We start from the raw sequence: 26,473 nt of genomic DNA on the forward strand, positions 1-26,473 counted from the left end.
CCAACACTAAGCATTGCAGGGCCCGGTGCATCGTAGCCTGGCATCATGCGCCAAAGCTATTTTTGCACTTCTTGCTCGCGCTCCACAGTGACGCGCGCGATATGGTTTGTGCCTGACTGATGGATCAACAACGATTGGCCATCCAATGAGGTGCGCATGTGGCGTAATATCCCGCCGAAAAATTCGCCGCTCGAAGGGGTACCAGAGGGTATCGGCCAGCTTTGAAACGTTTCGGTTTCGGGCTCAAACCGGACCAGCATATCGGGCCGCACACCGCTTTCATTATACCACACCGCGCCATCAAAGATTGCGATGGCATACGGGTGAGATTTGGGGCCACTGGGCGATGGCCATTCCTTGATTGCACCGGTTTCGGGGTCATAGCGCCCTAGACGGCCCAGCCCCGAATTGACCCACCAGATCATGCCGTTTTCATCGATATCGAGGCGACGCACCGTGGTCCCTTCTTCGGGCAGAGTGACCTCGGTGACTTCCATCGTCTCCGGGTCCGCTCGCAAAAGGCAATTGGCACCGTTGCACGCGACCCATATCGTTCCGTCACGGGCGATCTTCACGCCGTATGGACGGGAATTCTCGCGCGGGCTGGGAACGAGCCTGACTTCGCCGCTCGCCGGATCGAGGCGACCGATCATATTGCTGCCCTGAAGGCTGAACCACATTATCCCTTCCGCATCGAATTCTGCCGTGTGCGGGTCGCGCGCGGCGGGATCGGGCATGGGAAATTCCGTGATTTCAGTTGTTTCGGGATCAAACCGGCCAATGGTTGCATTGCGGTTGCCGGTGTACCAGGCATAGCCGTTGGGCCCGATATTGACAGAGTGCGGCTTTGCCCCTGTGGGGAGGCGAAACTCCTCCATCCGGCCCGACTGGGGATCAAGCCTTCCGAGGATATCGCCCCATTGGCCCACCCACCAGATTTTCCCATCCGGCGCTTCGACCGGGTCGCGCGAGCGTTGGCCCAACGTTGGCACCTGCCATTGCTCGAACCGGATCGAGATATCCCCGTCCACCGGGGTCGATGCCCGGTTGCCGCTTGGCGGAAAATTGCCAGCGAGATAGTCGAGAATTTGCCCTTCCATCTCGCGATTGCGCGAAAGGTCGATCATGGTCGCGGTAAGCGCCTGCCAATCCTCGCGGCTATAGCCAGAACTGCGCTCAATCAGTTGCGGGCTATGGCACGTGCCGCACACCGCTTCGACCAGAACCTTGCCCTCCCCATCGGGCAAGGCATGCGCGCTTGGAGAGAACGCAAACAGGGCAAGAACAAAAAGCGAGCGAACAGCGTTGCGGAGCATGGCGATGCCTTTGGTTGCAAGGGGTCTTTGCGACGATAATTGCAGGCAATCGCAATGCAAGGCCCAACCCACCTGCGGGGCGGTGCAAGCCCAGCGGAAAGTTACTCTCCCCGCCCAATCGCCTCGAGAATGGCTTGCCATGACACCAGCTTGAAGTTTTGCGCTTCGGGCCGGTTGTCGCCGTCCTGAGCCACGAACAATCCCTCTGGGTAAGACGGGCCAAAATTGCCCAGCGCAAGTTCAATCCCGTCCGTCTCTTCGGCGGAACCAATGGCGCTTTCGCCAATGCGGAAGCGGCCAAGCGCGGTCATGGCAGGCAGGGCGTAAACCGCATAGGCGTTGTCGCCCTGGCTCGATGCCACGAGATAGCCGCCATCGCTGCCGGCAGGTGCAAGAGCGAGCCCCTCCACATCAGCAACCAGCTGCTTATTGTCGATTGCCGCAACAAGACTGCCTCGCCCAGTGACGGTGTCAAAGCGCCAGATGCCGGCAGCTTCCTCGCCGACGTAAAGCGAGCGCGTGCGCGGATCGAACACGCAACCTTCGGGCTGCGTGGGAACGCTGGCAAAGGTGCTCGTGACGTTCGACCAACCATCGCCGTCGCGTTGCACAATGTTCAGTGCAATACGCCCGTCCTTGATCGGGCTGTACATGGTGACAGAGCCATCTTCGAGGGTCTCCCCCATGCAAAACCCGTAAGCTTCACCCGGCCCTGCATCGACCCTTGTGATCTCGCTCAAATTCCCGGTCGTCGTATCCAGCGACGCAAGCAAAATCTGGGCATTCACGGGATCGCCCCGGTCACTTGCCGCGACCAGAACCATGCCATTATCAAGCGTGATGAGATCAACGTTGTTGAGAAGCCCGGCCCGCAGGAAGCTGCGCACAGTGCCCTCAAGGTCATAAACGTAAAGCCCCGCCTTCTTGTCAGTTGCAACGATCAGGCTTGCCGCTGGATTGCTTTCATTACGCCAAATTGCAGGGTCATCGGCTGCATCCTCATTCGCGGTGCCCACAGGCTCGGTCTGTGCAAGGGCGCTAACCGAAACTGCAGGATCACCGTAAATCGGGGCGTTTGCGCATGCGGAAACCAGCCCCAAGGCCGCGATGGAAAGTACTCTCAAACTGCTCATCATCAAAATGTCACCCGCGCGCCGAATTTTATTGTCCAGTTATACTCTTCATATTGCAGAAGGTTTTCTTGTCCGCCAAGCCGGTTGAACGCGAAATATTCCGCATCGTTGATGTTCACCCACTCATAGTACAGCTGGATCTTGTCGGTTACGCGGTATTTCGCGCTGAGGTCCAGTTGAAAGTGGTTGTCGACATAGCGGTCAAGGTCGGCCTCATCGGCAAGCTCGTCCAGATAGCCATCGCGGTAAGTGCCCGACAGGCGAATATCGAAAGGCCCCTTGTCATAGCCGAGCGAGAAATTCGCCGTGTGCTTTGATGTGGCAGGCAAATCAATGTCGCGCGGGCCATCGCTTTCAACCGTGGTGATCGTCCCGCTGGCATCGGTAAAGGTGTAATTTGCTTGCACCACGAAGCCGTCGAGCGGATCGGTAAAGGCCTGCGCAAAACCAATCTCGGCCCCGAAAATCTCGCCCTGGTCGCCATTGGCAAAGATCGTCGCCTCGTCAAAGTCGACGCCGTTGAACGTGCCACCATTGTCGAAATTCTGCTCGACGATGAAATCATCAATGCTCTTGTAGAAAAGCGATGCGAAGATCGCGCCGTTATTGGGCATGTAATATTCGATCGCCGCATCGATGTTCCACGCCTCTGTCGGGCGCAGCGACGGGTTGCCGAACTCGCCTTCGCGCTCGCCATCGTCGGCTTCTTCGACAGTGATACGCGGCGCCTGCTGGAACGGGCCGGGACGCACGAGGCTACGATAACCGGCAAAGCGCAGGATCAGATCGTCAGCCGCTTCGTAGCGCACATTGACGCTCGGCAACCAGTGATCATAGTTGCGCTCGGTCACGGTTGGCGTCACGATTACAGTGTCGTCGGTGGCCACCGCGCCGTTTGGCAAAAGCCCGTCTTCTTCCACCAGCAGAACATCATTACCTGACAATGTGTTGGAGGTGTCTTCATAACGAACGCCCGCGATCACGGTCACATCGCTGCTTTCCCAGCGGCCCATGAAATAGCCTGCGAGAATGTCCTCTTCGACCGCAAAGTCGGAGACGGCTGAATCGAACTGGCTATCGATTTCCTGAAGCTCGAAAGCGGCAAAATTGCTGTTGAAGAAGGAGGTTGCCTCGGTAAGGCCAGGCAGCGGTGCAATGTCGGCGAGGCGATAGGTCGGCCCAACCCCCAGAGCATTAGCAACGGAGAAATCGTCGATCTCGTAAAACTCGACCTCGCCATTGAAGCTCTTTTCGCGCCAGCGCCCTTTGAACCCGGCCTGAAGCGTCAGAGTGCCAGCATCGCCATAAATCCTGCGACCAATGTCGAGCTGTGTTGCATACTCTTCGTCTTCGCTGTCGGACAGGGCGGTAAACTCGATATCGTTGAGTTCATATGCTGCTGCATCGAAGAAATCGCCGGTTGGATCGGCAAGCACCGAATAAAGCGGCACGCGCGGGTCGGAATAGTCAAAGCCCACTTGCAGGCCCTCGGCCTCAAACTCGCGCTCGAATGTTGCCGGGTCCACGCTGCCATTCTCGAACTCGGTCGATTTGGCATAGCTTACCGAATAATCGGCAAACCATTCGCCCCAATCGCTTTCCCCGCCAAAGACAACAGAACGGATACGCTGACGCTCGAAACGGTCTTTCACATCGCGCTCAACGGTGATGGCTTCATCATCGTTGTAAACAGGCGCGGCGCTTGTGCCGTCAACGCCCGCATCGCCCAGATCAAATGTCAGGCGGCGACGGAATTCCTGATCGTCAAACTGGCTCCAGATGCCCTTGACGTAGAGCTCGGTACTGTCCCCTGCGCGGATGTCGAAGCCCAGCGTTGCGCTGATGCGTTCACGTTCAACATCATAGTCGCGGTATTGGATTTCTTCGGCATATACGAGGCCGTCTTCGGTCCAATCATCACCCTCGATGTTGTCGGTTTCGAATTTGCGATTGTAGAAAGACAGGCCGCCCGACACGCCGAAATTTTCGCTTAACCGGGTCGAGAAATCCGCGCTGAGGTCAGGAGTGAGCTCATCTGCCAGATCGTTGTAGCTGCCACCGATTGAGACGACATACAGATCGTCTTTGCGGTCAAACGCGCTGGTTGTCTCTATCTCGATCGAGGCGCCGATAGTGTCGGCATCCATATCAGGCGTCAGCGACTTTTTGACTTCGACCGATTCAATAATATCGGAAGAAACGACATCTAGGGCGACCCCACGGGTGTCGCTTTCCGGCGATGGCAGGCGCACACCGTTAATCGAGGTCGCGTTAAGCGTCGGGTCGAGGCCGCGCACAGAAACAAAACGTCCCTCGCCCTGATCGTTGAGGACGTTCACACCAGGCAGGCGGCGTAGCGATTCCGCAACGTTCTGGTCGGGAAACTGTCCGATCGCATCGCGCGTCAGAGTATCGCTAACCCCGTCGTTTGCGCGCTTGCGAGAAAGCGACGAAGCCTGGTTGGCGATCTGGCCGATGACGAGGATATTGTCAGAGCCTTCGCGCATAAGGGCGATGTTGACCGTCGCGGTGCCGTCCTGCGAAACGGTGACGGTCTGCGATTGGGGCGCCGCTCCGATGTAGCGCACTTCCAATGTATAAGTGCCCGCAGGGATGCCGCCAAAGCTGAAGCTGCCATCGCGCTCGGTCGTGACCGTGCGATCAAGTTCAACAATGCGCACTTCTGCGGCGCGAACAGCAACGGTATCGTCGGCATCGGTGACCATGCCACGAACGTCGCCAGCAACAGCCGCCACAGGCGTGGAAACAGCCGCCAGCGCAGCGCTTGCGAATAATACAGACTTCAATTTCATCAAAATTGCCCTCCAAGGATGAGGGCGCGTTACGGCCTGTTTTTGTCCGCTTCGCTTCACTTTGCAGTCAGTTTTATGTCCATTGCATTGACGCGGTCATAAAACTGTCTCACCACGCCCCTGTCCCGCCACGACGAGGCTGCCAAAACGCCAAAGTGCGAGAGCGGACTGACCTCTCTCGCACTTCTTAGGGCGTATTGGTTCGGCTAGGCCCGTGTTTGGCCTTCGCCAAGCACGATGTATTTGAAGCTGGTGAGCTGTTCGAGACCGACGGGACCTCTTGCGTGCATCTTGCCGGTGGCAATCCCGATCTCGGCGCCCATGCCGAACTCTCCGCCATCGGCAAATTGGGTGGATGCGTTGTGCATCACGATCGCGCTGTCGATCTGTGTAAGAAATTCACGGGCGACTTCGGCGTTTTCTGTCATGATCGCGTCGGTGTGGCCCGAACTGTGCTTTGCCACCCACTGGATCGCCTCGTCTGGGCCCGGAACAACTTTTACCGAAAGCACCGCATCGAGAAATTCGGTGTCGAAATCAGCATCGCTCGCCGGTTTGATGCGCTCGTCCACTTTGACCGCTGCCGCATCGCCTCGCAGCTCGCAATCAGGCATAGCGTCCACGATCAAAGGAAGCGCCTTATCTGCGATTGCAGCATCTACCACAAGGCTTTCAGCAGCACCGCAAACACCCGTGCGACGCAGCTTCGCGTTGCGGATGACGGGAATGGCTTTCTCCAGATCGGCCTCTTCGTGAACATAGATGTGGCAATTGCCATCAAGGTGGAGCAGCGTTGGCACCTTTGCATTGTCGCGCACAAGCTCAGTAAGCCCGCGGCCACCGCGCGGGATCACAAGGTCGATATGGTCAACCGCGCCCAACATCTCGGCCACTGCTTCGCGGGCCGTGGTCTGGACCGTTTGCACAGCTTCGCGCGGGAGGCCTGCTGCCTCGAGCCCTGCCTGCATGCACTCAACAATAACGCGGGTGGAATTACGGCTTTCCGAGCCGCCGCGCAAAATAACGGAATTGCCCGATTTAAGGCAAAGCGCACTCGCATCCGACCCCACGTTGGGGCGCGATTCGTAAATCATGCCGATGACACCGATGGGTACAGCTACGCGCTCAATCTTGAGGCCATTGGGCCGGTCGAATGTCGCGAGCTTGCGGCCCACGGGATCAGCAAGTCCGGCGATCTGCTCCAATGCGCTCGCCATGCCTTCTATGCGGTCTGCATCGAGCATCAGGCGATCAATAAAGCTTTCAGGTTTCGTGTCTCGGACGCTGTCGACGTCCATTTTATTGGCCTGCACTAAGCGGTCAGTCGCCGCGCGCATTGCCTTGGCCGCTTCAATTAGCGCGGTGTTTTTAGCTTCTGTGCTAGCGGAGCGCAGCTCTCGTGCGGCCTCTTTGGCGCGCTCACCAAGCTGGACAATGTGAATTTGCGGGTCGAGAGTATTGTCAGTCATTGTTTGATCCCGTTGTTGCTTCGCGAGAAGCTGGAAAAGAAGTTATTTGAGTTCCAAAGCGCGCTCATAAGCGGCCTTGACCGTGGCGTTCAGCCGTTCACTGATCGCGCCGTCGCCATTAAAGGCGTCGAGACCGGCCGCGGTTGTGCCGCCCTTGCTGGCCACAGAGTTGCGAAGGCTGGCGAGCTCTTCATCCGAGGCACGTGCCATTTCGGTAGCTCCTGCCATAGTTTCAAGCACCATAGACCGCGCAGACGCTTGGTCAAAGCCCAGGTCCACCGCTGCTTCTACAAAAGTGCGGGCGAATTCGAATATGTAGCCCGGGCCAGAACCAGCGACCCCGGTGAATCGGTCAATCTTGTCCTCATCATCGACCGTAATGGAGGTGCCCGTCAGGTCCATGATCTGTTGGGTGTGGGCAAGATGCGCATCACTAGCGTCGTTACTTGCGCAAATCGCACTGACGCCCCGCCCGACAGCTGCGGGTAGATTGGGCATCACCCGGACCACAGGTGCCCCGCCCGTCACGGCCTTGATCCTTTCGATCGAGCAGCCGGCCGCCATCGAAAGCACATAACCATCTTCGCCCAGCATGGTCGCGTAAGCAGGCATGACTTTCTCGATCAGCTGCGGCTTGAGGGCTATGATGATCACGTCAAATGTGCGCCCGGCAAGGTCGCCGGTATCGCGTACCAAATCGGTTTGCGGCGGCGCTGTTTCGAGCGCGGGGTCAGTAACTGCGTACACATCACCAGACTTGACCCAATTGCCAAGAAGGGCACCACCCATTTTTCCGCACCCAACCATTAGAATATTCAATTGAGACATAGTATAGGATAATCTCTCCTCAATACAGATTCACTATCTCCATCGATCATTTCACTGACAGAAATTGTGAATTCTGTAATTACTTTAGATCTTGTTCAGAGAAGTATTTGAAATTTTATGTTGCATTGCACGTTTATTCTAACTATTGCACCGCACAATCGTTCCAAATTTCTTTCATGAATCCCGAGAATTTAATGCCAAAATCCAAACGTATCGTCGTCAAGATCGGATCAAGCCTGCTTGCCAACACCGATCGTCTCACCCCCCGCTTCGGTTTTCTGCAGCGTCTGCTCGACGATGTGGCAAGGCTGCGCGATGAAGGTTACGAAGTTATCCTGACAAGCTCAGGCGCGGTTGCATTGGGGCTCAAAACTGTCGGAATGACGCCGGAAACCGCCGGCCTGCGCGACAAACAGGCCGCTGCAGCCTGCGGCATGCCTCTGCTTCTCAATGCATACAAACAGGTCGGGCTCGAATTCGGTTTTGAAATCGCGCAGATCCTGCTGGTGCTCGACGATTTTGAGGACCACCGCCGCTTCCTTAACACCCGCAACACGGTCGCTCGGCTGATGGAATCGCGCATCGTGCCGATCGTAAACGAAAACGACACGATCACGACCGAAGAAATTCGCGTGGGTGACAATGATCGCCTGGCTGCCAAGATCGCGCAAATGGTCGAGGCTGAAAGCCTGATTATCCTCACCGAAGTTGACGGCCTCTATGACCGCAACCCTGAAGAAGAAGGCGCGCAATTGGTCGAGGAGGTCCATAATGTGGCCGACTATGTCGAAGCCGCATCTGGCGGGTTCAGCGAGCTTGGGTCGGGCGGGATGCTCACCAAGCTGAAAGCAGCCAACATGGCGCAGAATGCAGGCTGCACCGCTTACATCGCAAATGGCGATGCCGAAGCTCCTCTTTCTTCTGTCCTCAAAGCGAAGCGCAAGTGCACCGTGTGTCTGCCCAATCCCGATCCGGTTTCCATGTGGGAAACCTGGCTCGCAGACCGGCTCCAAATGGCGGGCAGCATTGTCATCAATGACGAGGCGGCCAAGGACTTTGACGGCGAAAGCGCGATCAGACGTACTGACGTGATCGCGGTCAATGGAGACTTCACGCGCGGAGACGTGCTTCACGTCTACGATCAGGAGAGCAATGAACTGGCACGGGGTCTTTCCGACTTCAACTCCGAAGAAGCACGCATCTTGATGCGCAATCTAGAATTGCCGGCTCGCCAATTGCTTGGTTACCAGTCGGATGCCGAATTCATTCGGCCCGAGAACCTCGTGCTGATCGAGGAACGCCACCTTGCGTGGGACGCCCCTGATCAGGCGGCCTGATCGAGGTTTATTGGCAAGAAAATGAAAAGACCGCTGAGCAATGCCAGCGATCTTTTTATTTGTTGTTCCTTGGGCTTCGCAAACCGAAGAGCCGCAGCCTTTTCAGAGGTTATCTAACGGGCCAAGGACCAGTTGCATGGCGGCTCGACCCGAGGACATGCGCCCTTGGTAACCAGTCAATTTCCCTTATCTCTGCCCCTATCTCTGCACGCGGCCTGAGCCGTCGCCGCTCATCAGCTTCTCGACTTCGGGCACGGTGACGCGGTTGAAGTCGCCCATGATCGTGTGCTTGAGAGCAGATGCTGCCACAGCGAACTCCAGGCTTTGCTGACGGTCTTCATAAGCGTTCAGGCCATAGATCAGCGCCGAGGCAAAACTGTCGCCGCCACCAACGCGGTCCACGATATCGGTAAGCTCGTATTTGCGGCTGAGCATAAAGCCATCATCGCGGGTGCGCAGACACGCCGACCAGTTGTTGCGATCCGCGCTCAGGCTCTCGCGAAGAGTGATCGCAATGGTGTGCATGTAGGGGTAGATGTCGAGAACCTTCTGCCCCAGTGCCTCGTACTTGGCGGTGTCGAGTTCGCCGCTTTCAACGTCCACATCGACCGTGATGTCGAGCGACTTCTGGCAGTCTTCCTCATTGGCGATGCCCACATCGACATATTTGACGAGTTCGCGCATCACCTCTGGCGCGCTTTTGCCGTATTTCCAAAGCTTGCCGCGGAAATTGAAGTCGCATGAGACAGTGAGGCCAGCCTCTTTCGCTGCCTTCACACACGCCATCGACAGGTCGGCCGCCGACTGGCTGAGCGCTGGAGTGATCCCCGTAATGTGGAGCCATTTGGCGCCGGCAAAGATCGTGGGCCAGTCAAATTCGTCCATCCCTGCGTTGCAGATTGAGGAGTTGGCGCGGTCATAGACTACCTTGGATGGCCGCTGGTTGGAGCCGGTTTCGAGGAAGTAGATACCCACACGCTCGCCAGAGCGGCTGATGTGCGCTGTATCGACGCCGAACTTGCGCAATTCCATGATGGCATTGTCGCCGATATCATTGTCAGGAAGCGCGCTGACGAAGCCTGCATCAAGGCCATAATTGCTCAAAGCAACAGCAACATTGGCTTCGCCGCCGCCAAAGGTCGCTTCAAACTGCGGAGACTGGAAGAAACGCTCGTGCCCCGGCGTCTTGAGCCGGAGCATGATTTCGCCAAAAGATAGGAATTCAGCCATGGGGAGGAGCTTTCGTTGAATGTCAGCGAGCTTGGGCAGCGATTGCCACCGCTTCGCTCGCAAGGGTTGTGATTTTTGAATAGTCGCCAATCGCGACCGCTTCTTTTGGTGTGAGCCAGCTGCCGCCGCAGGCAAGCACGCTCGGCAGTGCAACAAACTCTGCCAAATTGGCCGCTGATACGCCGCCGGTTGGCATAAAGCGCATTTCGCGGAACACCGACGAAAAGGCCTTGAGCATCGGAACACCGCCAGCCAGCGAAGCAGGGAAAAACTTAACTTCGCGCAGGCCCAGAGCATAAGCGCGCTGGACCTCGCCTGCCGTCATTGTGCCGGGATAAAACGGGATGTTTTCCGCGAGGCAATATTCGGCAATCTCATCGACGAGCTCGGGCGACACGATAAATTGCGCCCCGCTCGCACGAACCGATTTTGCCTGATCTAGGGTCAGAACTGTGCCTGCCCCGACGATCAGATCACCCGTCGCCTCGGCGAGGATCGCCTCCATGCCTTTTTGCGCATCAGGGCTGCGCATGACGACTTCGATCACACTAAGACCGCCTGCTGCCAAAGCTTCAGCGGTTTTCACCGCCCGCCCTGCATCATCCTCGCCAATGAGCGGGACGACGGGCGCGGCGGCGAGCCGTTCTGAAAGAGATTTGCTCATTCGAAATGTCGCTTATGAGAAGGCGAGGCCGCCGTTGATGTCCACATTCGCGCCGGTGATGAAAGACGCTTCATCCGATGCGAGATAGGCAACCAGATCAGCCGTTTCCTCAGCCTTACCCTGACGGCGAAGAGGAGTAGAATTGGCGACGTTCTCGCGCGCTGCATCGGGCGTGAATTTGTCATGGAAAGTGGTTGCGATCATGCCCGGAGCAAGCGCATTGACGCGGATACCCTTTGGTCCCAGCTCTTTGGCAAGGCCACGGGTCATAGTCATCACAGCGCCCTTCGCCGTCGCATAAGCAATCGCGCCGCCGCCGCCGCCATCGCGACCGGCAAGGCTCGACAAGTTTACGATTGCAGCGCCCTCTTTCATCAGCGGCACGGCCGCCTTGCATGCGAGGAACGTCGAGGTCGCATTGAGCTGCATGACAAAGTTGAAAAACTCCTCATCCATCTCTTCGAGCGTTTTACGAGCGACAAGACCGCCCGCATTGTTGACGAGGATATGGATCTCATTGCCAAATGCATCGCGCGTCGCAGCGATCAAGGCGTCGACATCGGCCGGCTTGGTCACGTCGGCCTTGACCGCTACGGCTTTTCCGCCCGCTGCTTCGACGGCTGCGACAGTTTCGTCTGCATCAGCCTGATTGCTGTTGTAGTTGACGACGACACTCGCTCCTTCAGATGCGAGCTTTACACACACGGCCCGGCCAATATCGCGGCTTCCTCCGGTGACCACAGCAACTTTGCCTGCAAATTTCATATTCGTTCCCCTTTCAAGGAATTTAGGTGAGCCAATCAGGCCCGTTTAGGTTTTAATGGTTTGATCTCGCCGCAAAGCAGCCAAACTGCTGCGATTGCGGTCAAAGCCAGGACTGCGCCCAGAACAAAGACCGAGTAGTAATTCGCGCCCACGGTCATGATCGGCACGAGATAAGTAAGAGCGGCCGCGCTCAGCTTGGCTGCCATGCCGGAAATCCCCGACAGCGTGCCGACCGTTCCTTTGCCAAACAGGTCGCTGGGCAGTGTCTGGACATTGCCGATCGCAGTCTGGAAGCCGAACAGAATGGTGAACATCAGCCAGAGCGCCGTCCACGGCGTCGAAGCGGCCGATAGCGCGATCAACGCCGGCAGCATGATGAGGCAGCCCAGCGTGATCGTAAGCTTGCGCGTCGCATTCACACTCCAGCCTGCCTTCAGCCTGTTCTGGGCCAGAATGCCGCCGAACCACGCACCGAGCATGGCGCCAACAAACGGCAACCAGCCCGAGGCAGCGATATCCTTCACGTTGAAATTGTGAACCTCGACCAGATAGGTCGGGATCCATACGATAAAGAGCCACCAGATCGGGTCGATCGCAGCCGAGGCGATGATGACCCCCCAGCTCTCCTTGTGCTTCAAGAGCGAGCCGGTTGTCGGATTGTACCCGTCGTCCTGATCGCTCTCTGCATCCTCGGGACGCTGGCCGGTAAGGATGTATTCGCGCTCCTCTTCGCTCAACCAATCGTGCGATTGGGGCGGCGCTTTCACGATGAACCACCACGGCACAAGCCAGATAAGCCCGACGAGGCCGACCATTACGAAAATGATCTTCCAGTCCAGAAACACAGCCATGTAACCGATCAGCGGGATCGAGATAATGCCACCGATTGCTGCGCCGGAGTTGAAGATACCTTGCGCGAGGGCGCGCTCCTTTGTCGGGAACCATTCGGCATTGGCCTTGGTCGCGCCGGGCCAGTTGCCTGCTTCTGCCACACCCAGGATTGCCCGAAAGAGGCTGAAACTTAAAATCCCTTGCGCAAGTGCGTGCGCAGCGGTGGCCAAGGACCAGACACCGATGGACAGAACGAAGCCGAGCCGGGTGCCGACCCAGTCGAAAATTTTGCCGAAAATCGCCTGACCAGCAGCGTAAGCGAAAATGAAAACCGTGCTGATAACGCCGAGAATGTATTTGTGGCCATCTGCGTCCATTTCGGGAAACAGATCGGGCGCGATATTCTCGGGCCACAGGACGTTGATCGTCTGGCGATCAATGTAGTTGATGATGGTGGCGATCGCGACAAGGCTGACGACCCACCAGCGAAGACCTCTTTTGCCTTTTAACATCGGTCTAGCCCTCCATGCCCAAGAAATCTTCGCGCATGGGGCTGAAAGTGTCGATCAGGACACCTGCCTGGAGGCAAACCGAGCCGTGGTCGAAATCCGGCGCGATGTAGAAGCTGTCACCGGCCTCGAGCACTTGTTTCGTGCCGTCGATGAATACCTCGAACTTGCCGCTTTCAACATATGTCGACTGGCTGTGCGGATGGGAGTGGACGTCGCCAACCGATCCTTTTTCAAACCAGACGCGAACGATCATGATCTCAGGCCCATAACCAAGGATCTGGCGAGAGATTCCGCCTCCCAAATCTTCTTTGGCCATGTCTTTTGCGACAACAAAAGGCGGGCTTTGCGCCTCTTTCACCATTACCATTCTCGGCTCTCCCACTACTCTTCTGTCGCCAGCGCGATAACGCCCGCATATCCGTCCCAGCTGATGGTCTCGCCATCAATTTGCGCGCTGTGCGTCGCATCTGGATCAGGATTGTACGAAATTGCTACCGCGTAACGCTGCCCCGATTTCAGGGTCAGTTGAACGATATCCATTTGCCCGACGCGCTTGTGAGTAAGGTCCGCGACCAAACTGCGGCTGTCGAGGGTTTGCTCGGCTGCGCCATCATAGCTGCCGTGTGTTTCAACAAGGCTTGCAAAGGCCACCTCGCCATCGCGCCGGGCCCGCAAGATTATCATCGGTTCGCGGCGCAGGTTGAACTCAGGATCGTTTGCCCCGCTCTCCCCGAGGATTGCGGTTACCGGGCCGTTAGCCGCAAACCGGTAGGTGTAAAACTGCCCGTCAAGAATCCACGTAAGCGCGCCTTTGCCATCATCAAGAGCGCCTTGCGCATCGACCCAGATGTGCTGATAACCGTTGTCCGATCCCAGCACCGGACGCCCCTCAACAAAACGCTCGGCCTCGAAGTCATATTCCATGATATGACCCGAATAATGAAGCGGCAGATCATATTGGTGCGACGCATCGCTTGAGGCGTGCACAAGGTCGATCACAAGAGGCTCTTCCAAACCCGGGATCGAAGGCATCACAAGTGTGCGCTTCATCGAAACACCGGGATAGGCGCTGTCGATCATCCCGCTGGAGACCTGAAGGCCCTCTGCGTCCGAGAAATAGGTCTGGGTCGGCCAGTACTTGTCAGCGTATTTGCCGTTGCCATCAAAGTGGCTCGTTTCGTCGACCACAAGTGCGTTGTGCGCGACTGAAGATTTCGCCCATGATGTGTTTTCCGGCAGATAGCGCCCGCCGCGCTTTGCCTCGATGTTGAGGAAACGCGCCGCGCCATAGTCACGCACGATTTCGTTGCCGTTATCGTACATCTGCCAGGCAAGCTTATCGAAATGGCCGTGCCCCATGCCTTGCGAGCTGTTCTTGGCGATCAGCACCGTTGCCGGTTCGCCTTCGGCGTTGGCTTCGCCCTGTCGCAGGACAGCGACCGCGCCCTGATCGCCTTCGGGCCCGTCGGTAAGAAGCAATGAACGGAACGGGAATGGCTCGGCCTTGCCCGCCGCCAGATCGCGTGCGACCAATGCGCCGTCCGGGGTGAGGACCGTGCGCCCCTGAAAATCCGCAACCGACAACAATGCCGGATCGCGCGTTTGGGCATAGGCGATCGCGATGCCTTCATAAAGCTCGACTGTGCGAAGGCTCTTGTCGCGGATCGCATCGTTGAACGGGAAGAAATACCCGCGATAACTCAGCTGGATCGTGGTGCGCAGCGCTTTGAGCAAAATGCCATCGCGGTGCTCGAAAATGGCGCGTCCGGGATCGTTTTTCTCGATGGCATTGCCAAATACAAGAAAGGGGAGAAGCGCGAACCGCTGATAATAGGGCCCTTCGGTGTAATATCCGTCGGGCGAGAAAAGCTGTTCGGTCTGGCGGATAAATCCTGCCTCGCCGCTTTTGTCAGAGCCAAAGAGCGCGCGCTCGACCATGTCCTCATCGCCGAGAAGATAGCCTGTCATCCCCACGCCAGCAGTCGCCCAGGTCGCGTGGTTGTGGATCCGGTCAAATGTCTCGACCGATTCCACCGACAGGAAATGTGCAGCGGGGCGGAAGACCTGATCGTCGATTTTCTGGCGCTCGGCATCGCTCAAGGTGTCGCGGATATTGCCATAGCCCTGCACCGCGTGGACCAGCCACATGGCATCGTTCAAAACCTGCCAGAAGATGCGGCCCGAATACTGGTTTGCCTTTGCCGGATGCTCACCCAAAGTGGGGTAGAGATCGGCATATTCGAGCAGCACATCGCGCACATAATCGCGGTATCGCTCATCGCCGGTGATCTCGAACAGCTGGCCACCCTGATAGATCGCACGGAAATTGCGCTTGTGCTGTTCGTGGGTGTAGCCTCCACCGGGATCTTTTGGTTGAGGCACAACGACGCCGCCTGCCATCATGCCATCTACAAACTCGCGCGCGCGTTCCATCTCGCTTGCAAAGAGAGGGGCGTGGGCATCGGAGGCTTTGGAAGCCATGCCGCCATGCCCGTCCGCTGCCAAGGCAGGGGACGCAAGACCGGCCGACGCCGTGACCGCCAAAGTGAGAGCGGAAGCGAGACTTAAGCAGCGCATCATTTGTCGCCTCCATCGGCAAATTCATTGCCCGAAAGCACAGCGCGGTGTTCACCATCAAAGACCAGCTCTTCGAGGATAAACTCACCCGTTGCCGCAAATGTGTTGTCGGCAATCCGGGTTTTCGGTGTCCCTACGGTGTGCACCACCCGGAAAGGGGCTGAGCCGCTCACCGCATTGCCTTCAATCGCTGCGATCTGCACGCCATGAAGGTTGACCGATCCGCCGGTCCCGTTGGTCGGCGCAAGCCCCACATTGGTCAGCGCATTGCCAGTGATGGTCACATTGGGACCAAAGGTGCTTTCATCGCGCCCACCGCGATAAATGCTGGCGATTGGTCCGCCCACATTGGCAAAGGCATTGTTCGAAATGTCGAGATATTCGACGTTGTACTGGCCGTAATCTTCTGTCTCGGCGGCGGCTGAAACGATAGTGCCGGAGATGTTCTGGAACGCGCTGTTTTTGATCGACACACGGTCGGCAAGCGTGCTTTTGCCCAGTGTCAGGACGCTGAAAGACTTGTTCACATCAAGGTTGCGCACAGCGATCTCGTCGAGCTCGACCCGAAGGTTCGATTGAATGGGATAAACCCCGGTGCGGATCACCGAATTGCCAACAGAATCAGGAGCACGCGCGCCGTCAATCGTAAGGCCTGCAAGCCGCAGGTTCCCGCCCTCGCGAAGCTCGACCAGCGACGGCCTTGCGAACATGACAACCGTCTCGTCCGCGCCTGCACCGATGATCGAAAGGGTTGTCGTAAGCGGCAAAGTGCGCTCGACCATATATTCGCCAGCAGCAAGCTTCAGCACATCGCCCGGCTCAGCCGCCATGACAGCCTGCGCCAATGCCCCCTGCCCGGCTTCGACTTCGATCACCTTGCCCGATGAACCAAATTCGGTCGCAGCCCCGGGCTTTGGATACCAGCCTGGCCCCACCTCATCGAGGCCGATAACCCTGAGATCGCGCGGCGCACCGACGCCGGAAAGCTCGGGATCGGCTGGATACAAAAGGCCATTTTCGCCGCGGACAAGTTCAGGCAATGACGGGTTTAGTTCAGCAAGTGCAGCCGCAACGCCGCCTTTGCCGACTTGGTTGCCAGCCATCGCGATTCCGGAGATATCGCCATAGACCTCAAGGAAGGACTCCCCCTCAAGACCGCTTAACACATTGTTTTTAAACGTCGAACTGCTTGGCGCAGCCGAACGCTCTTCATCCGCGCCTACGTTGAAGGCCACTCTGCGGCTATCAACAATAGTGTTATTCTCGATGCGGGCGCCTTCAACTTCGACATAGCGGTTTACAGGCGAGTTCGGGACCCCGTTCATGATCGCAAGCGCGCTGGAGAAAGCTTCGCCGCGAAGCCCCTCCATGTAGTTGCCCCTCACCGTCTGGCCGCGATTGATGACGCGGATGCCGCCGGTGTAATCGGCGCCCTCACCTAGGAAGACATTGCCTTCAACCACATTGTTGTCGCCGTGCCGCAAGGTCAAAGTCCCGCGCGCTGCGCGAAAGACGTTGCCGCGAAAGACATTGCCGCCCGATTTGGACGAGATGATTTCCACCTCGCCGCCGGTGCGATCAAACACGTTGTAGGCAACCACAGTGTTCGAATTGAACATCGAATAGTGGCTCGTCCCGATGCGCAGCGTCTCGCCGCCGTTGGAGCCGAGCACGGCGCGCGGGCCGAAGTAATTGTATTCGATCCGGTGATCGTTCTCGCGGCTTTCCTCGGTATCGAGGCGCACAGCAAGGGTGACGCCCTTGTTGGTCTTGTTTGCAAGGAAATTGCGGTCGAGCCAGTTGTCGTGGCCGTATATGCCGACCCAGTAATCGCTTTCATACCGGTCAGGCTTGCTGAAGCCGTCGATGACGACCTGCGTTACGCGCGAATGGCTCGCCTGATTGTGTTTGGAAACGCGGAAAGAGACGACTTCGCCGCGCGGACTGAACCCGTCGCGAAAGACGAGCCCGCTTACGGTTACATATTCACCGCCAAGCCGCAGGCTTGAAAGGCCGGTCAGGATAACCTGGCCCGGTTCCTGCGCTTTGAGAACGATGGGAGCATCTTCGCGCCCCATCCCGGTGATCACGAGGTCGAAATCGCGCCATTCGCCATTGGCAAGGATGATTTCATCGCCCGCCTCAACCTGTCTGGCAATTTCGGAATACTCAGCCTGAGTATGGACCAGATACTGCTCGGCCAAGGCCGGGCACGCCGCAAGACACGCGACAGCGGTCACAAGGCCAAGCCTCGTCAGCATACAGCACTCCCCTCATCCAAACTCTTTGGGCAACTATAGCCCTGACCGACTGCGTGTCAATCAATCTGGCATATTAATTTGGGAGTTTTTGTCTTACCAATATGGCTAGGCAATTTTCGATGCTGCGGCGAAGCGTTCGCGGCTTTTCGAAGCCTTCGCCTGCAGCTCTTCCATCGCCATACGCTCGGTCGCATCGAGCATCGCCTCGATCAGGCGGTGGAAATGTTCGCGCATCGCATTGCGCGCGGCCGAGGGGTCACGATCGCGCAGTGCAAAGAAGATTGCCTCATGCTCTTCGGTCCGTGTCTCGGCATCGTGAACGCAGACCGCTTCATAGGTCGCCTTCACCTCTTCGATATCCTCGCGCATGCGCCACAGCGAATTGACCGTGTGGATCATCGCCGCATTGTTTGATGCCTCGGCGATTGTCGCATGGAATTGTTCGTCCGCGTCATTGGCCGCCTGTTCATCGCCGGTGCGCATCTGCTCGATCAATTCGCCCAGCCGCTCTATTGCTGCATCGGTGATGTTATGTGCGGCCAAGGCAGCGGTTTCGCTCTCGACCAGAAGGCGCGCCTCAGTCACTTCGAATGCGCTGGCATTCGGCAGAGTCGCGGCAACTTCCGGCTTCTTTTCGCTGACATAAACGCCAGAGCCCGTCTTGATCTCCAACCGGCCAACCGCCTGAAGCGCGATTTCAGCCTCGCGGATGGTCACGCGGCTGACATTCAGGCGTTCAGCAAGTTCGCGCTCTCCGGGGAGACGGGTTCCTGGAGGAAAGGCACCCGCGTCAATCAGTTCCGAGATTTGCTCGGCCACCGATTGGAAAAGTCGCTTACTGCTCATGCACTAACTCCGGCAAAAAATCTTGATCAATACTATACCAATTTAACCTCATAGTTTCGGGCATTGCTCCAGTCAAAACTGATGGACCGCCGCGTGCCCTCGCATACGGCGGTCCCAACTCGTCAGAAGCGGGCGCGCACCCCTGCAAAGAAGCGCGGGCCGTAAACCAGCACCTGTCCCAGATCATCGGGCGCACCGCGAAAATCGGTGCGCGGCTCGTTGAAAAGGTTCAGCCCTTCAAGCGAGAAGCGCAGATTGTCGTTCAACGAATAGGTGATGCGAGCTTCGAACACCTCGACATCGTCGACGTAGCGGATGCGCCCCGGTGTGGAGACGAATTGCTGGAAGTAGTCGCTGCGATATTTGTAGATGCCCTGAAGTTCGAGATTGCCAATCTCGTAGTAGGCTTGCGCAGACAGGACGTGCTCGGAGAAACCGAACAGGTTCGATGGCGGGATCAGCCCGTTCGAAGTGCTCTTCGTGCCATCATCGTTCAGGGTGGTGATCGCGCCAAGCGTGTCATCTTCGAATTCGAAATCGGAATCGGCATAGTTGTAGCTGATCTTGAAGCCCAGCCCGTCGAGCGGCGCGGGAAGATAGCTCAACCGGTGAGCAGCCGTGATTTCAATGCCGTAGATCGTGCTGGTGTCGTCGGTCGTGTTGATCGAGGAGACCAGCAAATCGGCGGAATCACTGCCGATATTGAAGGTTTCGAAGATGCCCGTCGTTTCAAACCCGCCGTCAAAGCTTTTGTAATAGGCGTTGAATGCGAGAATAGTGTCGTCATTGGGATACCATTCAAGGCCGGCGTCAATGTTCCATGACATCAACGGATCGGTTGCCGGATTGCCGGTCGCCGACACGTTGTTGACGCCGCCCAAAAGCGCTTCTTCAGGCGTTGCAAAATCATCATCGGCGTTGATGTTGATAATCCGGCCATCACCAAGGCTCGATGGATCGGGACGCGACAAGGCGCGATAGACCGCAACGCGACCAAGCAGGTCGGGCTGGATATCCGCGACGAAGTTAAAGCTTGGCAGGAATTTTGTGTAGGACGCGGTGGAGTTGACGATCCGCAGCTGGCTTGGATCTTCAACTACGGCAAAGCCCTGTTCACCGTCGCCATCCTGATCGAGCAGTTCAAGCCTTAGTGCGGTGCGGAAAGCGCGCGACCTGACCGAGGTGTTGACCACCCGCACACCGACATTGCCGCGGACCGGCATATCGCCAAGGCTGCCGTCGAAATCGCCCTGGATGTAGCCTGCCCAGGTCCGCTCGGTCACATCGGTGTTCTGGATCGAATCGAAGTCGCCGGTCGGGTAAATCGGCACGCCGTCCTCGTCGAATTCCAGACCGCGAGGGTCTTCGCGTTCGAGCACTTGCGCAACGCACAGCGCGTTGAAGCTGGCAAAGGAGTTTGCCGTGCCGATGACAGCGCCCGTGGCATCTATGTTTGTAACCAGGGCATTGTCCCCAGCGACCGACGAAAGGAAACCGCTTTCAGGGAAGCTTGTGCGACATTCCTGGTTCGCAACAGCAAGCGCGTCATCGCTATAGGTTTGCTCAAAGCGGCTCGTGCCGTTGGATGCGCCCGGAACATCGCGGTAAACCAGCTGCTGATAGCGGGTGCCGCCCTGCAACAGGTTGAAGAAGCCGTCCATCTCATAGGCCGCATCACCGCGCATCGCCCACACGCGGTTGAAACGGTCCTGTTCAAGGTCAGCGCGAAGCCGCCCTGCATCGCTGAACAGATCGGGATTGGTGACATCAAAGTCGCGAACGATGAAGTTCAGACCCTGCGAGCCATTCTGGAAAATCTGGATGACCGATTCAGGGCGATCCGGCCGGTTGGAGCCGTCGTTTTCCTGACCGCCGGTAAAGGCATCTTCGTTACCGAAAATATCTTCCTCATCATTGGAACGGAAGCGGATCTGCACCGCCTCTTCGACCCGCTTGGTCTGGGAATACGACGCATCAAGCGAGATTGTCAGACGGTCAGCCGGGCTAAAGTCGATCGACAGTCCGCCGCCGTAATATTCTTCATCGCGCTCGATATATTCGCTCACCGCCTCGATGCGCTGCTCGCTGGTGAACTGGCGAAGGGCGCCTGATTCGGTGAAGATAAGGTCAAAGCCGTCAATCGAATTGGGCGCACCTTGCGCGTCGATGCGGCGACCTTCGGAAAAGTTCAGATCCGAGCGTTGCTCCTTGTTGACGCGGCTCGAATACTGGAAGTCGGCGTTGATATCGATGTCAGGGGTCGGCTGATACTGGACCGCGCCAAAGAAGGCGTTGCGCACGTCAGAAGTGATGTTCTGGCGAAAAGCATAGCTGTTGCGGGCGATGACGAACGGCAGGTTGACGCTGCCATCGCGAAGTCCGGCAATGGTGCTGCCGCTGGTGTCGCAATTTCCGTCATCGTTGAGACCATCAGAGTTGTTACCAATGGGCAGCGAGGGGTCAACGACGCAAGCGCGGATCGTATTGGAGACGCGCACTTCCTGTTCGGGATTGTTCGAATCGCGCCGCTCGTAGCCGAGCGAAATACCGAACACACCGTCACCCACATCGAACTGATCAATATAGCTGAGCGACCCGCGATAGCCCAGGTCGTTGAAGCGTTGATCGGAATCGATGTCGTAATTGTCGGGGTTGTACTCGCCCTTTATCTCGCCCTGAACGCGGCGCTTGCCATAGTCGACCGGCCGGGTCGTCTCGAGAACGATTTGCCCGGCAACACCGCCCTCAATGTAGCTTGCAGACTGCGTTTTATAGATACCGATCTTGGTGAAAAGTTCGGCGGGGAACTGGCTGAAATTGACCGAACGGTCGCCGCTGCCGTTGGTGGCAACGCGGCCATTGATGACCGTTGAACTGAGGAATGGACCAAGGCCGCGAATGGAAATCTCGGTCGCGCCGCCATTTTCACGGTGCGAACCTGCACCTGTCAGTGTTTCGAGCGCCTCACCGATGGACAGCGCGGGGATATCGCCGATCTCGTCGGCGGAAAGAGCATCGAAGACCTCGATTGACTGGCGTTTTTCATTGATGGAGCTTTGGACGACAGCCCGGAAACCATCGACGACAATTTCGCCGTCCTCCTCACCGGTGACCTGCGCCACTTCTTCATCGGCTTGATCATCCTGCGCCAGCGCCGGACTCGCGATGAAGGCCGTGCCGGCAAGCAGAGCTGCAGAAATTGAGATGCGCGTGGACGCACCGCGACGAATTACGCGAAATGCCATGTACCCCTCCCAGAAGGTATGTCTTGTTACTTGTTATCGCCTGACAATACGACTGGCCCTTTAAGTGTCAACCTATGAACCATACCAAAATGCAATATTTGGCCTTACCAATTTTGATAGACCCTAAAGCCGACGACCGCAGAAGTCCGGAGTGGTGCATTTATGTTACTAGAAAGGGGTAAATCACAAATATCGCAATCAGCGACAAAATTCCCTTGGCACCCGAAAGGCGCAGAAAACAGGCCTTTTTAAGGTGGCGCTTAAGATTGGTATGATAGAAATACGCCTAAAGGACTGCCAATCTGGTTGACTCTTGGTCGATCAGCCGTAGCTCTACCTGCGTCAACCAAGCAACTTTGGTGATGGGAGAGTGAAATGAAGTACCTTCAAGGGCGCGCCGGCCTGTCGGCTGCGCGTACACGACTGATTGCCGGACTTCTCGCCGGTTCCGCAGGCCTCATGCCAGCGATGGCATCCGCACAAGACACCAGCAACGATGCAAGCGTCGCCAATTCAGATGACGATACCATCGTCGTCACCGGCATCCGCAGTTCGCTGCAAAGCGCACTCAACGAAAAACGCAGCGCGGAAAGCCTTATCGAGGTCATCCAGGCTGAAGACATCGGCAAACTGCCCGATCAAAACCTTGCCGAAGTTCTCGAGAATGTGACCGGCGTCCAGATCACGCGTACCGCAGGCGTCGGTACAGGGGTCCAGATCCGCGGCACCAACGACAACCAGGTTCTTATCAACGGCGTGAAAACCGTTGCTGCCGGCACTGGCCGTGGTGGCATAAGCTTTGAAGACATCAACCCTGCGATCATCGGCGCGGTTGAGGTCATCAAGGCACCGACCGCTGCGACCATCGAAGGGTCCGTTGGTGGTACGATCAACCTTCGCACCATCCGCCCACTCGACATCACTGACACGATCCTGTCGGCCCGTATCCAGGGCGAATACAGCGAGCTTTCCGAAAGCGTGAAGCCGCGTATTTCAGGCAGCTTTGGCGATGTATGGAATGCCGGTGACGGCGAGATCGGCATCGTGCTGAGCGCAAGCTACACCGAGCAGGAAGCAACCTCGTTCCGCCCGCGTGTCGACCGTGACAACATCATCCTTGGTGGTCAGGCCGTAACCGCGTCAGGCGCGCCGGGGCCGACAAACCCGTTCCTCGGTATCCAGTTCCTCAATCAGGAACGCGAGAATTTCGAATACGAAACGATCAACTTTGCCGGTTCGCTTGAATATGCGCCCAACCCGGGCCTCACATTCTTCCTTGATATGATCTACAACGATCAGGAACGCCGTCAGGATTCTTCACGTATTCAAGCCTCTGGCGTGAGCGCGGTTGACCTTGTGAACGTCCCCGATGGTTTTGAAACGGTCAATTTCGGCTCGCTCGATGGTGTCGACCTTGGCAGCATCGAAGCCGCCTTGTTTGGTGTAATCGAGCCAAATATTGCCGAAGATAACAACGATCCGAACTTGCGTTTCTCCTCCGATACAGGCGCGCGCGTCACAACAAGCGAGCTTTATCGTCTGGGCACAGAGTTCGAAACCGGCCGCTTCACCACCCGCGTCGAATTTGCGCGGTCTTCATCGGATACGGAAAATCCGAATTTGAGCACCACGCTCAACTTCATCAACCCGAATGCAATCTTCGATAGAACCAGCAACGATAACCCGGTGCCGTTCATCTATGACTTGCGTGACAATGCGCTCACATTCGGGATCAACTTCGATTCGCCATTTGCGCCAACGGTTGATGATCTTCTGAACCCGAACAACACCGTGCTCGACGCTGTGACCCACAGCAACAACACGACCAAGAACAAAGAAAATGCCTTTCGCATCGACACCACGCTCGATCTTGATGGCGTGCTTGGTTTCATCACTTCGGTTGATGCAGGGTATCGTTACAGCGACGCATCAAGCGAGTTTAACCAGCTGCGCTCGACATTCAGCACCGGAAACATCGACAACAGCCCAAGCGGTGCGGACCTTGCTGGATTGATCGTTCAAGGCCCCGATAACTTCGGCGATTTCGATGGCCGCGAACTGGCGTTCCGCAATTTCGTTGTGATTGATCCGAACCTTGCCTTCTCTGATCGCGAAGGCACCGCTGCTGCCTTGCAGGCTGCGCTTGATGCAACGCCGGGCGGGCAAGCTGCCATCGCCAATGGCGGTCGTTTGTTGAGCGACCTTGACCCGAACGCTGCAAGCAACCTTGGCGCTTCGTTCCGTGTCGAGGAAGAAACGCACGCGCTTTATGCGCAGGCAAACTTCGAAAGCGGTCCGGTAAGCGGCAACATTGGTTTCCGTTATGTCGATACCAGCATCGATTCCTTCGGTAACGGCATCGTCAATGGACAGGCGCAGCCTCTGATCGCAAACGGCAGCTATTCCGAGTTCCTGCCGCGTGTGAACTTCACCGCAGAGCTGACCGATGATCTGTTCCTGCGCGCGTCATACACCGAAGACATCAACCGTCCCGATTTCGACGATCTGAAGCTTTCGGTGACCTTCCCCACCGGTCCAAACAACGCCGTGGTTCAGGGTAACCCCAACCTCGCGCCAGAGACTGTGCAATCCTACGATGCCTCGCTTGAATGGTATTTTGCCCCAAGCTCGCTGCTCAGCGTCGGCTTCTTCCACAAGGATCGCACCAATCTGTTCGTGACCCAGGTCGAGGACGCATTCGAAGATCCGGTGACGGGTTTCCGCGACATCACTGCCCCATGTGAACAAGGCGGTGTGTTCAACCCGGTTCCCGATCGCAATGTCCTGTCCGACCAGCCGGGCAACGGTCTTTGTGTGCCACTGCAAACGACGATCAACGATGCAGCCAGCACCACGCAGACCGGTATCGAGATCTCGTTCCAGTATGACCTGTCGCAGTTCGAAGACACTCTGGGCTTTGCCTCAGGCTTTGGTGTCATCGCCAACTACACCTATCAGGATTTCGGCGGCGGTGAGGCAACTCAGACATCGTCGGGTCGTGGTCAGGCGATCTTCGAGGCAATCAACCCCAATGTTCCCGATCCCGTCGAAGCGGTCCAGGGCCTGCTCGACTTCTCGGAAAACGCATACAACGTCACGCTCTACTACGAGAAATACGGTCTTTCGGCCCGCGCTCGTTACACATGGCGTGATGCGTTCCGCACGCTCGACACGGCGGCTGGGGCATCATTGAACTCGACGCTCGGCTTTCCGGTTGTGACATCGGCACGTGCCCAGCTGAACGGTTCGATCGTCTATGACGTGACAGAGAACATCGCGGTCGGGGTCGAAGGTGTGAACCTGACCAAGTCCAAGATCAGCCAATATTGCGTGAACGATGATGCGCTGCTCTGCTTCCAGGGCCTGCCGGATCGCCGCATTACCTTTGGTGCAACCGTTCGCTTCTGATCTCTCCATGAAGTGGGTTGTTACCCCAAACGAGGGCGTCCCGTTTTTGACGGGGCGCCCTTTCTTATCCCCCCAGTTTGATGACGCGAGCGCCCTGACCCGCGTTCAGGCTGTGTTGCTTAGCGTCCTGTATTATAATCAAGTTTCCCCTGAAGGAGTGATGATAGTGAGAGCCTCTAGAAAGCTTTGCATAAGCGGATTGACCCTTGCCGGCAGCCTTGTTGCCCTGGCCGCTCCCTTGTCTGTCATGGCTGCAACCGAGGAGGCGGACGTGCCCGGTTCGGCCTTCGATCTGAGCCAGTGGAAGATCACCCTGCCCTCGGACGATGATGGAAACCAGAAGCCCGACGAGATCTCCGTCAGCGAGCTGCAGGGCTTTGCACATCCCGATTTCTTCTATCTCGATGACGAGGGCCGCATGGTTTTTGCCGCGCCCAACAAGGCGCCAACCACCGCCAATTCGACCAACACACGAAGCGAGCTGCGCCAGATGTTGCGCGGGACAAACTCGCGCATCGGGACGCATGATCCGGGCAACAATTTCGCGGTCGAAGCGCGCAAGGGCTCTGATACATTTGCCTCGATTGGCGGCAAGCTGGAGGCAACGCTGCGCGTCGATCACGTGTCGACCAATGCCGGCGACCCCACAAAACGCCCCGCCTATTCAGCGGTTGTGGGGCAAATCCACGCGGTGAAATACAAAAGCACGCGCAGCGGGTTCGGTTATGGCAACGAACCAATCAAGATCTACTACAAGAAATTTCCGGAGCACGAGACCGGATCGGTCTTCTGGACCTATGAGCGCAACCTTGCAAAAGATGATCCCGATCGCAGCGATCTGGCCGTTCCGGTATTCGGTTATGCGTGGGACAATGGCGAAGACCCGGGCGCCGATGGCATCGCGCTGGGCGAGGATTTCAGCTACACGATCAATGTCCATCGCAACACGATGTATCTGACGTTTCACAACGAACGCCTTGGCACCGTGCGACACACGCGCAGCCTTGTTCGAGGGGCGGATGATAAGGACAACCCATACGCCTATGGCGGGGACAGCCTCTATTTCAAGGCGGGTATCTACAATCAATGCAGCACAAGGACGGGCACGTCGATGTGGTATTCAGGGTGTCCGGGCACGGGTGACTGGGAAACGGACAAGGCCAAGGGCAATTACGCTCAGGCGAGCTTTTCCCGGCTCGTGGTCGGACCATCCACGCCGCCGGAATAGCGCCCTTCCC

At 57.2% G+C, this 26,473-nt stretch carries 17 protein-coding genes; 3 read left to right on the forward strand and 14 right to left on the reverse strand.

The annotated features are described in order from the left end of the window. Positions 1-56: 56 nt before the first annotated feature. The 5 genes from MWU38_RS02830 to MWU38_RS02850 all read right to left on the reverse strand — a co-directional run bounded on the left by MWU38_RS02830 (position 57) and on the right by MWU38_RS02850 (position 7,559). On the reverse strand, positions 57-1,316 hold the full coding sequence (locus tag MWU38_RS02830; protein WP_247270314.1) for a hypothetical protein: 1,260 nt from the start codon (positions 1,314-1,316) through the stop codon (positions 57-59). 101 nt (positions 1,317-1,417) lie between these two features. Further along, positions 1,418-2,452: a phytase gene (locus MWU38_RS02835; RefSeq protein WP_247270315.1), complete on the reverse strand. Its 1,035-nt coding sequence runs from the start codon at positions 2,450-2,452 to the stop codon at positions 1,418-1,420. Continuing rightward, a complete protein-coding gene (locus MWU38_RS02840) occupies positions 2,452-5,262 on the reverse strand; it encodes a TonB-dependent receptor (protein ID WP_247270316.1) in 2,811 nt (936 codons plus the stop codon). Before MWU38_RS02840 ends, MWU38_RS02835 begins: the two co-directional genes overlap by 1 nt. 206 nt (positions 5,263-5,468) lie before the next feature. Continuing rightward, entirely contained in the window at positions 5,469-6,731 is a 1,263-nt protein-coding gene (locus tag MWU38_RS02845) for a glutamate-5-semialdehyde dehydrogenase (RefSeq protein ID WP_247270317.1), read from the reverse strand. A 42-nt stretch (positions 6,732-6,773) separates the two neighbouring features. Continuing rightward, on the reverse strand, positions 6,774-7,559 hold the full coding sequence (locus MWU38_RS02850) for a pyrroline-5-carboxylate reductase (protein WP_348646860.1): 786 nt from the start codon (positions 7,557-7,559) through the stop codon (positions 6,774-6,776). A 194-nt stretch (positions 7,560-7,753) separates the two neighbouring features. Here MWU38_RS02850 and proB point away from each other — a divergent pair, with 194 nt between their 5' ends. Beyond that, positions 7,754-8,896 (forward strand): glutamate 5-kinase, encoded by a 1,143-nt coding sequence (gene proB / locus MWU38_RS02855; RefSeq protein ID WP_247270319.1) that lies wholly within the window; start codon positions 7,754-7,756, stop codon positions 8,894-8,896. Positions 8,897-9,094: 198 nt separating this feature from the next. On the opposite strand, the gene MWU38_RS02860 is transcribed toward proB, so the two are convergent. From MWU38_RS02860 to MWU38_RS02900, 9 genes are all read right to left on the reverse strand, one after another. Then, complete coding sequence (locus tag MWU38_RS02860) at positions 9,095-10,126, reverse strand: sugar kinase (RefSeq protein ID WP_247270320.1); 1,032 nt, start codon at positions 10,124-10,126, stop codon at positions 9,095-9,097. Between the two features lie 22 nt (positions 10,127-10,148). Then, a complete protein-coding gene (eda, locus tag MWU38_RS02865; RefSeq protein WP_247270321.1) occupies positions 10,149-10,790 on the reverse strand; it encodes a bifunctional 4-hydroxy-2-oxoglutarate aldolase/2-dehydro-3-deoxy-phosphogluconate aldolase in 642 nt (213 codons plus the stop codon). 12 nt (positions 10,791-10,802) lie between these two features. Further along, positions 10,803-11,555: a glucose 1-dehydrogenase gene (locus tag MWU38_RS02870; RefSeq protein WP_247270322.1), complete on the reverse strand. Its 753-nt coding sequence runs from the start codon at positions 11,553-11,555 to the stop codon at positions 10,803-10,805. A gap of 35 nt (positions 11,556-11,590) precedes the next feature. Continuing rightward, positions 11,591-12,898 (reverse strand): MFS transporter, encoded by a 1,308-nt coding sequence (locus MWU38_RS02875; protein WP_247270323.1) that lies wholly within the window; start codon positions 12,896-12,898, stop codon positions 11,591-11,593. A 4-nt stretch (positions 12,899-12,902) separates the two neighbouring features. Next, positions 12,903-13,265, reverse strand: a complete 363-nt coding sequence (locus tag MWU38_RS02880; RefSeq protein ID WP_247270324.1) for a cupin domain-containing protein — start codon at positions 13,263-13,265, stop codon at positions 12,903-12,905. A gap of 14 nt (positions 13,266-13,279) precedes the next feature. Continuing rightward, positions 13,280-15,379, reverse strand: a complete 2,100-nt coding sequence (locus MWU38_RS02885; RefSeq protein WP_247270325.1) for a heparinase II/III family protein — start codon at positions 15,377-15,379, stop codon at positions 13,280-13,282. A gap of 95 nt (positions 15,380-15,474) precedes the next feature. Beyond that, complete coding sequence (locus MWU38_RS02890) at positions 15,475-17,736, reverse strand: polysaccharide lyase 6 family protein (RefSeq protein ID WP_247270326.1); 2,262 nt, start codon at positions 17,734-17,736, stop codon at positions 15,475-15,477. Positions 17,737-17,841: 105 nt separating this feature from the next. Further along, a complete protein-coding gene (locus MWU38_RS02895) occupies positions 17,842-18,582 on the reverse strand; it encodes a FadR/GntR family transcriptional regulator (RefSeq protein ID WP_247270327.1) in 741 nt (246 codons plus the stop codon). Positions 18,583-18,704: 122 nt separating this feature from the next. Next, the gene (locus tag MWU38_RS02900) at positions 18,705-21,827 is read right to left on the reverse strand and encodes a TonB-dependent receptor (RefSeq protein ID WP_247270328.1); all 3,123 of its coding nucleotides are present in this window, start codon (positions 21,825-21,827) and stop codon (positions 18,705-18,707) included. Between the two features lie 375 nt (positions 21,828-22,202). Between MWU38_RS02900 and MWU38_RS02905 the strand changes: the two genes are divergently transcribed. After that, on the forward strand, positions 22,203-25,235 hold the full coding sequence (locus MWU38_RS02905) for a TonB-dependent receptor (protein WP_247270329.1): 3,033 nt from the start codon (positions 22,203-22,205) through the stop codon (positions 25,233-25,235). A gap of 166 nt (positions 25,236-25,401) precedes the next feature. Then, entirely contained in the window at positions 25,402-26,463 is a 1,062-nt protein-coding gene (locus MWU38_RS02910; RefSeq protein ID WP_247270330.1) for a polysaccharide lyase family 7 protein, read from the forward strand. Positions 26,464-26,473: the final 10 nt, after the last annotated feature.

Source organism: Qipengyuania sp. S6317L1, from assembly GCF_023015615.1.
Classification (GTDB): Bacteria; Pseudomonadota; Alphaproteobacteria; order Sphingomonadales; family Sphingomonadaceae; genus Erythrobacter.

Excerpts from the sequence above, each read along its gene's own strand:
- MWU38_RS02830 (WP_247270314.1), bottom strand. The coding sequence starts at position 1,316 with ATGCTCCGCAACGCTGTTCGCTCGCTTTTTGTTCTTGCCCTGTTTGCG.
- MWU38_RS02835 (WP_247270315.1), bottom strand. The coding sequence starts at position 2,452 with ATGATGAGCAGTTTGAGAGTACTTTCCATCGCGGCCTTGGGGCTGGTT.
- MWU38_RS02840 (WP_247270316.1), bottom strand. The coding sequence starts at position 5,262 with ATGAAATTGAAGTCTGTATTATTCGCAAGCGCTGCGCTGGCGGCTGTT.
- MWU38_RS02845 (WP_247270317.1), bottom strand. The coding sequence starts at position 6,731 with ATGACTGACAATACTCTCGACCCGCAAATTCACATTGTCCAGCTTGGT.
- MWU38_RS02850 (WP_348646860.1), bottom strand. The coding sequence starts at position 7,559 with ATGTCTCAATTGAATATTCTAATGGTTGGGTGCGGAAAAATGGGTGGT.
- proB (WP_247270319.1), top strand. The coding sequence starts at position 7,754 with ATGCCAAAATCCAAACGTATCGTCGTCAAGATCGGATCAAGCCTGCTT.
- MWU38_RS02860 (WP_247270320.1), bottom strand. The coding sequence starts at position 10,126 with ATGGCTGAATTCCTATCTTTTGGCGAAATCATGCTCCGGCTCAAGACG.
- eda (WP_247270321.1), bottom strand. The coding sequence starts at position 10,790 with ATGAGCAAATCTCTTTCAGAACGGCTCGCCGCCGCGCCCGTCGTCCCG.
- MWU38_RS02870 (WP_247270322.1), bottom strand. The coding sequence starts at position 11,555 with ATGAAATTTGCAGGCAAAGTTGCTGTGGTCACCGGAGGAAGCCGCGAT.
- MWU38_RS02875 (WP_247270323.1), bottom strand. The coding sequence starts at position 12,898 with ATGTTAAAAGGCAAAAGAGGTCTTCGCTGGTGGGTCGTCAGCCTTGTC.
- MWU38_RS02880 (WP_247270324.1), bottom strand. The coding sequence starts at position 13,265 with ATGGTAATGGTGAAAGAGGCGCAAAGCCCGCCTTTTGTTGTCGCAAAA.
- MWU38_RS02885 (WP_247270325.1), bottom strand. The coding sequence starts at position 15,379 with ATGGCTTCCAAAGCCTCCGATGCCCACGCCCCTCTCTTTGCAAGCGAG.
- MWU38_RS02890 (WP_247270326.1), bottom strand. The coding sequence starts at position 17,736 with ATGCTGACGAGGCTTGGCCTTGTGACCGCTGTCGCGTGTCTTGCGGCG.
- MWU38_RS02895 (WP_247270327.1), bottom strand. The coding sequence starts at position 18,582 with ATGAGCAGTAAGCGACTTTTCCAATCGGTGGCCGAGCAAATCTCGGAA.
- MWU38_RS02900 (WP_247270328.1), bottom strand. The coding sequence starts at position 21,827 with ATGGCATTTCGCGTAATTCGTCGCGGTGCGTCCACGCGCATCTCAATT.
- MWU38_RS02905 (WP_247270329.1), top strand. The coding sequence starts at position 22,203 with ATGAAGTACCTTCAAGGGCGCGCCGGCCTGTCGGCTGCGCGTACACGA.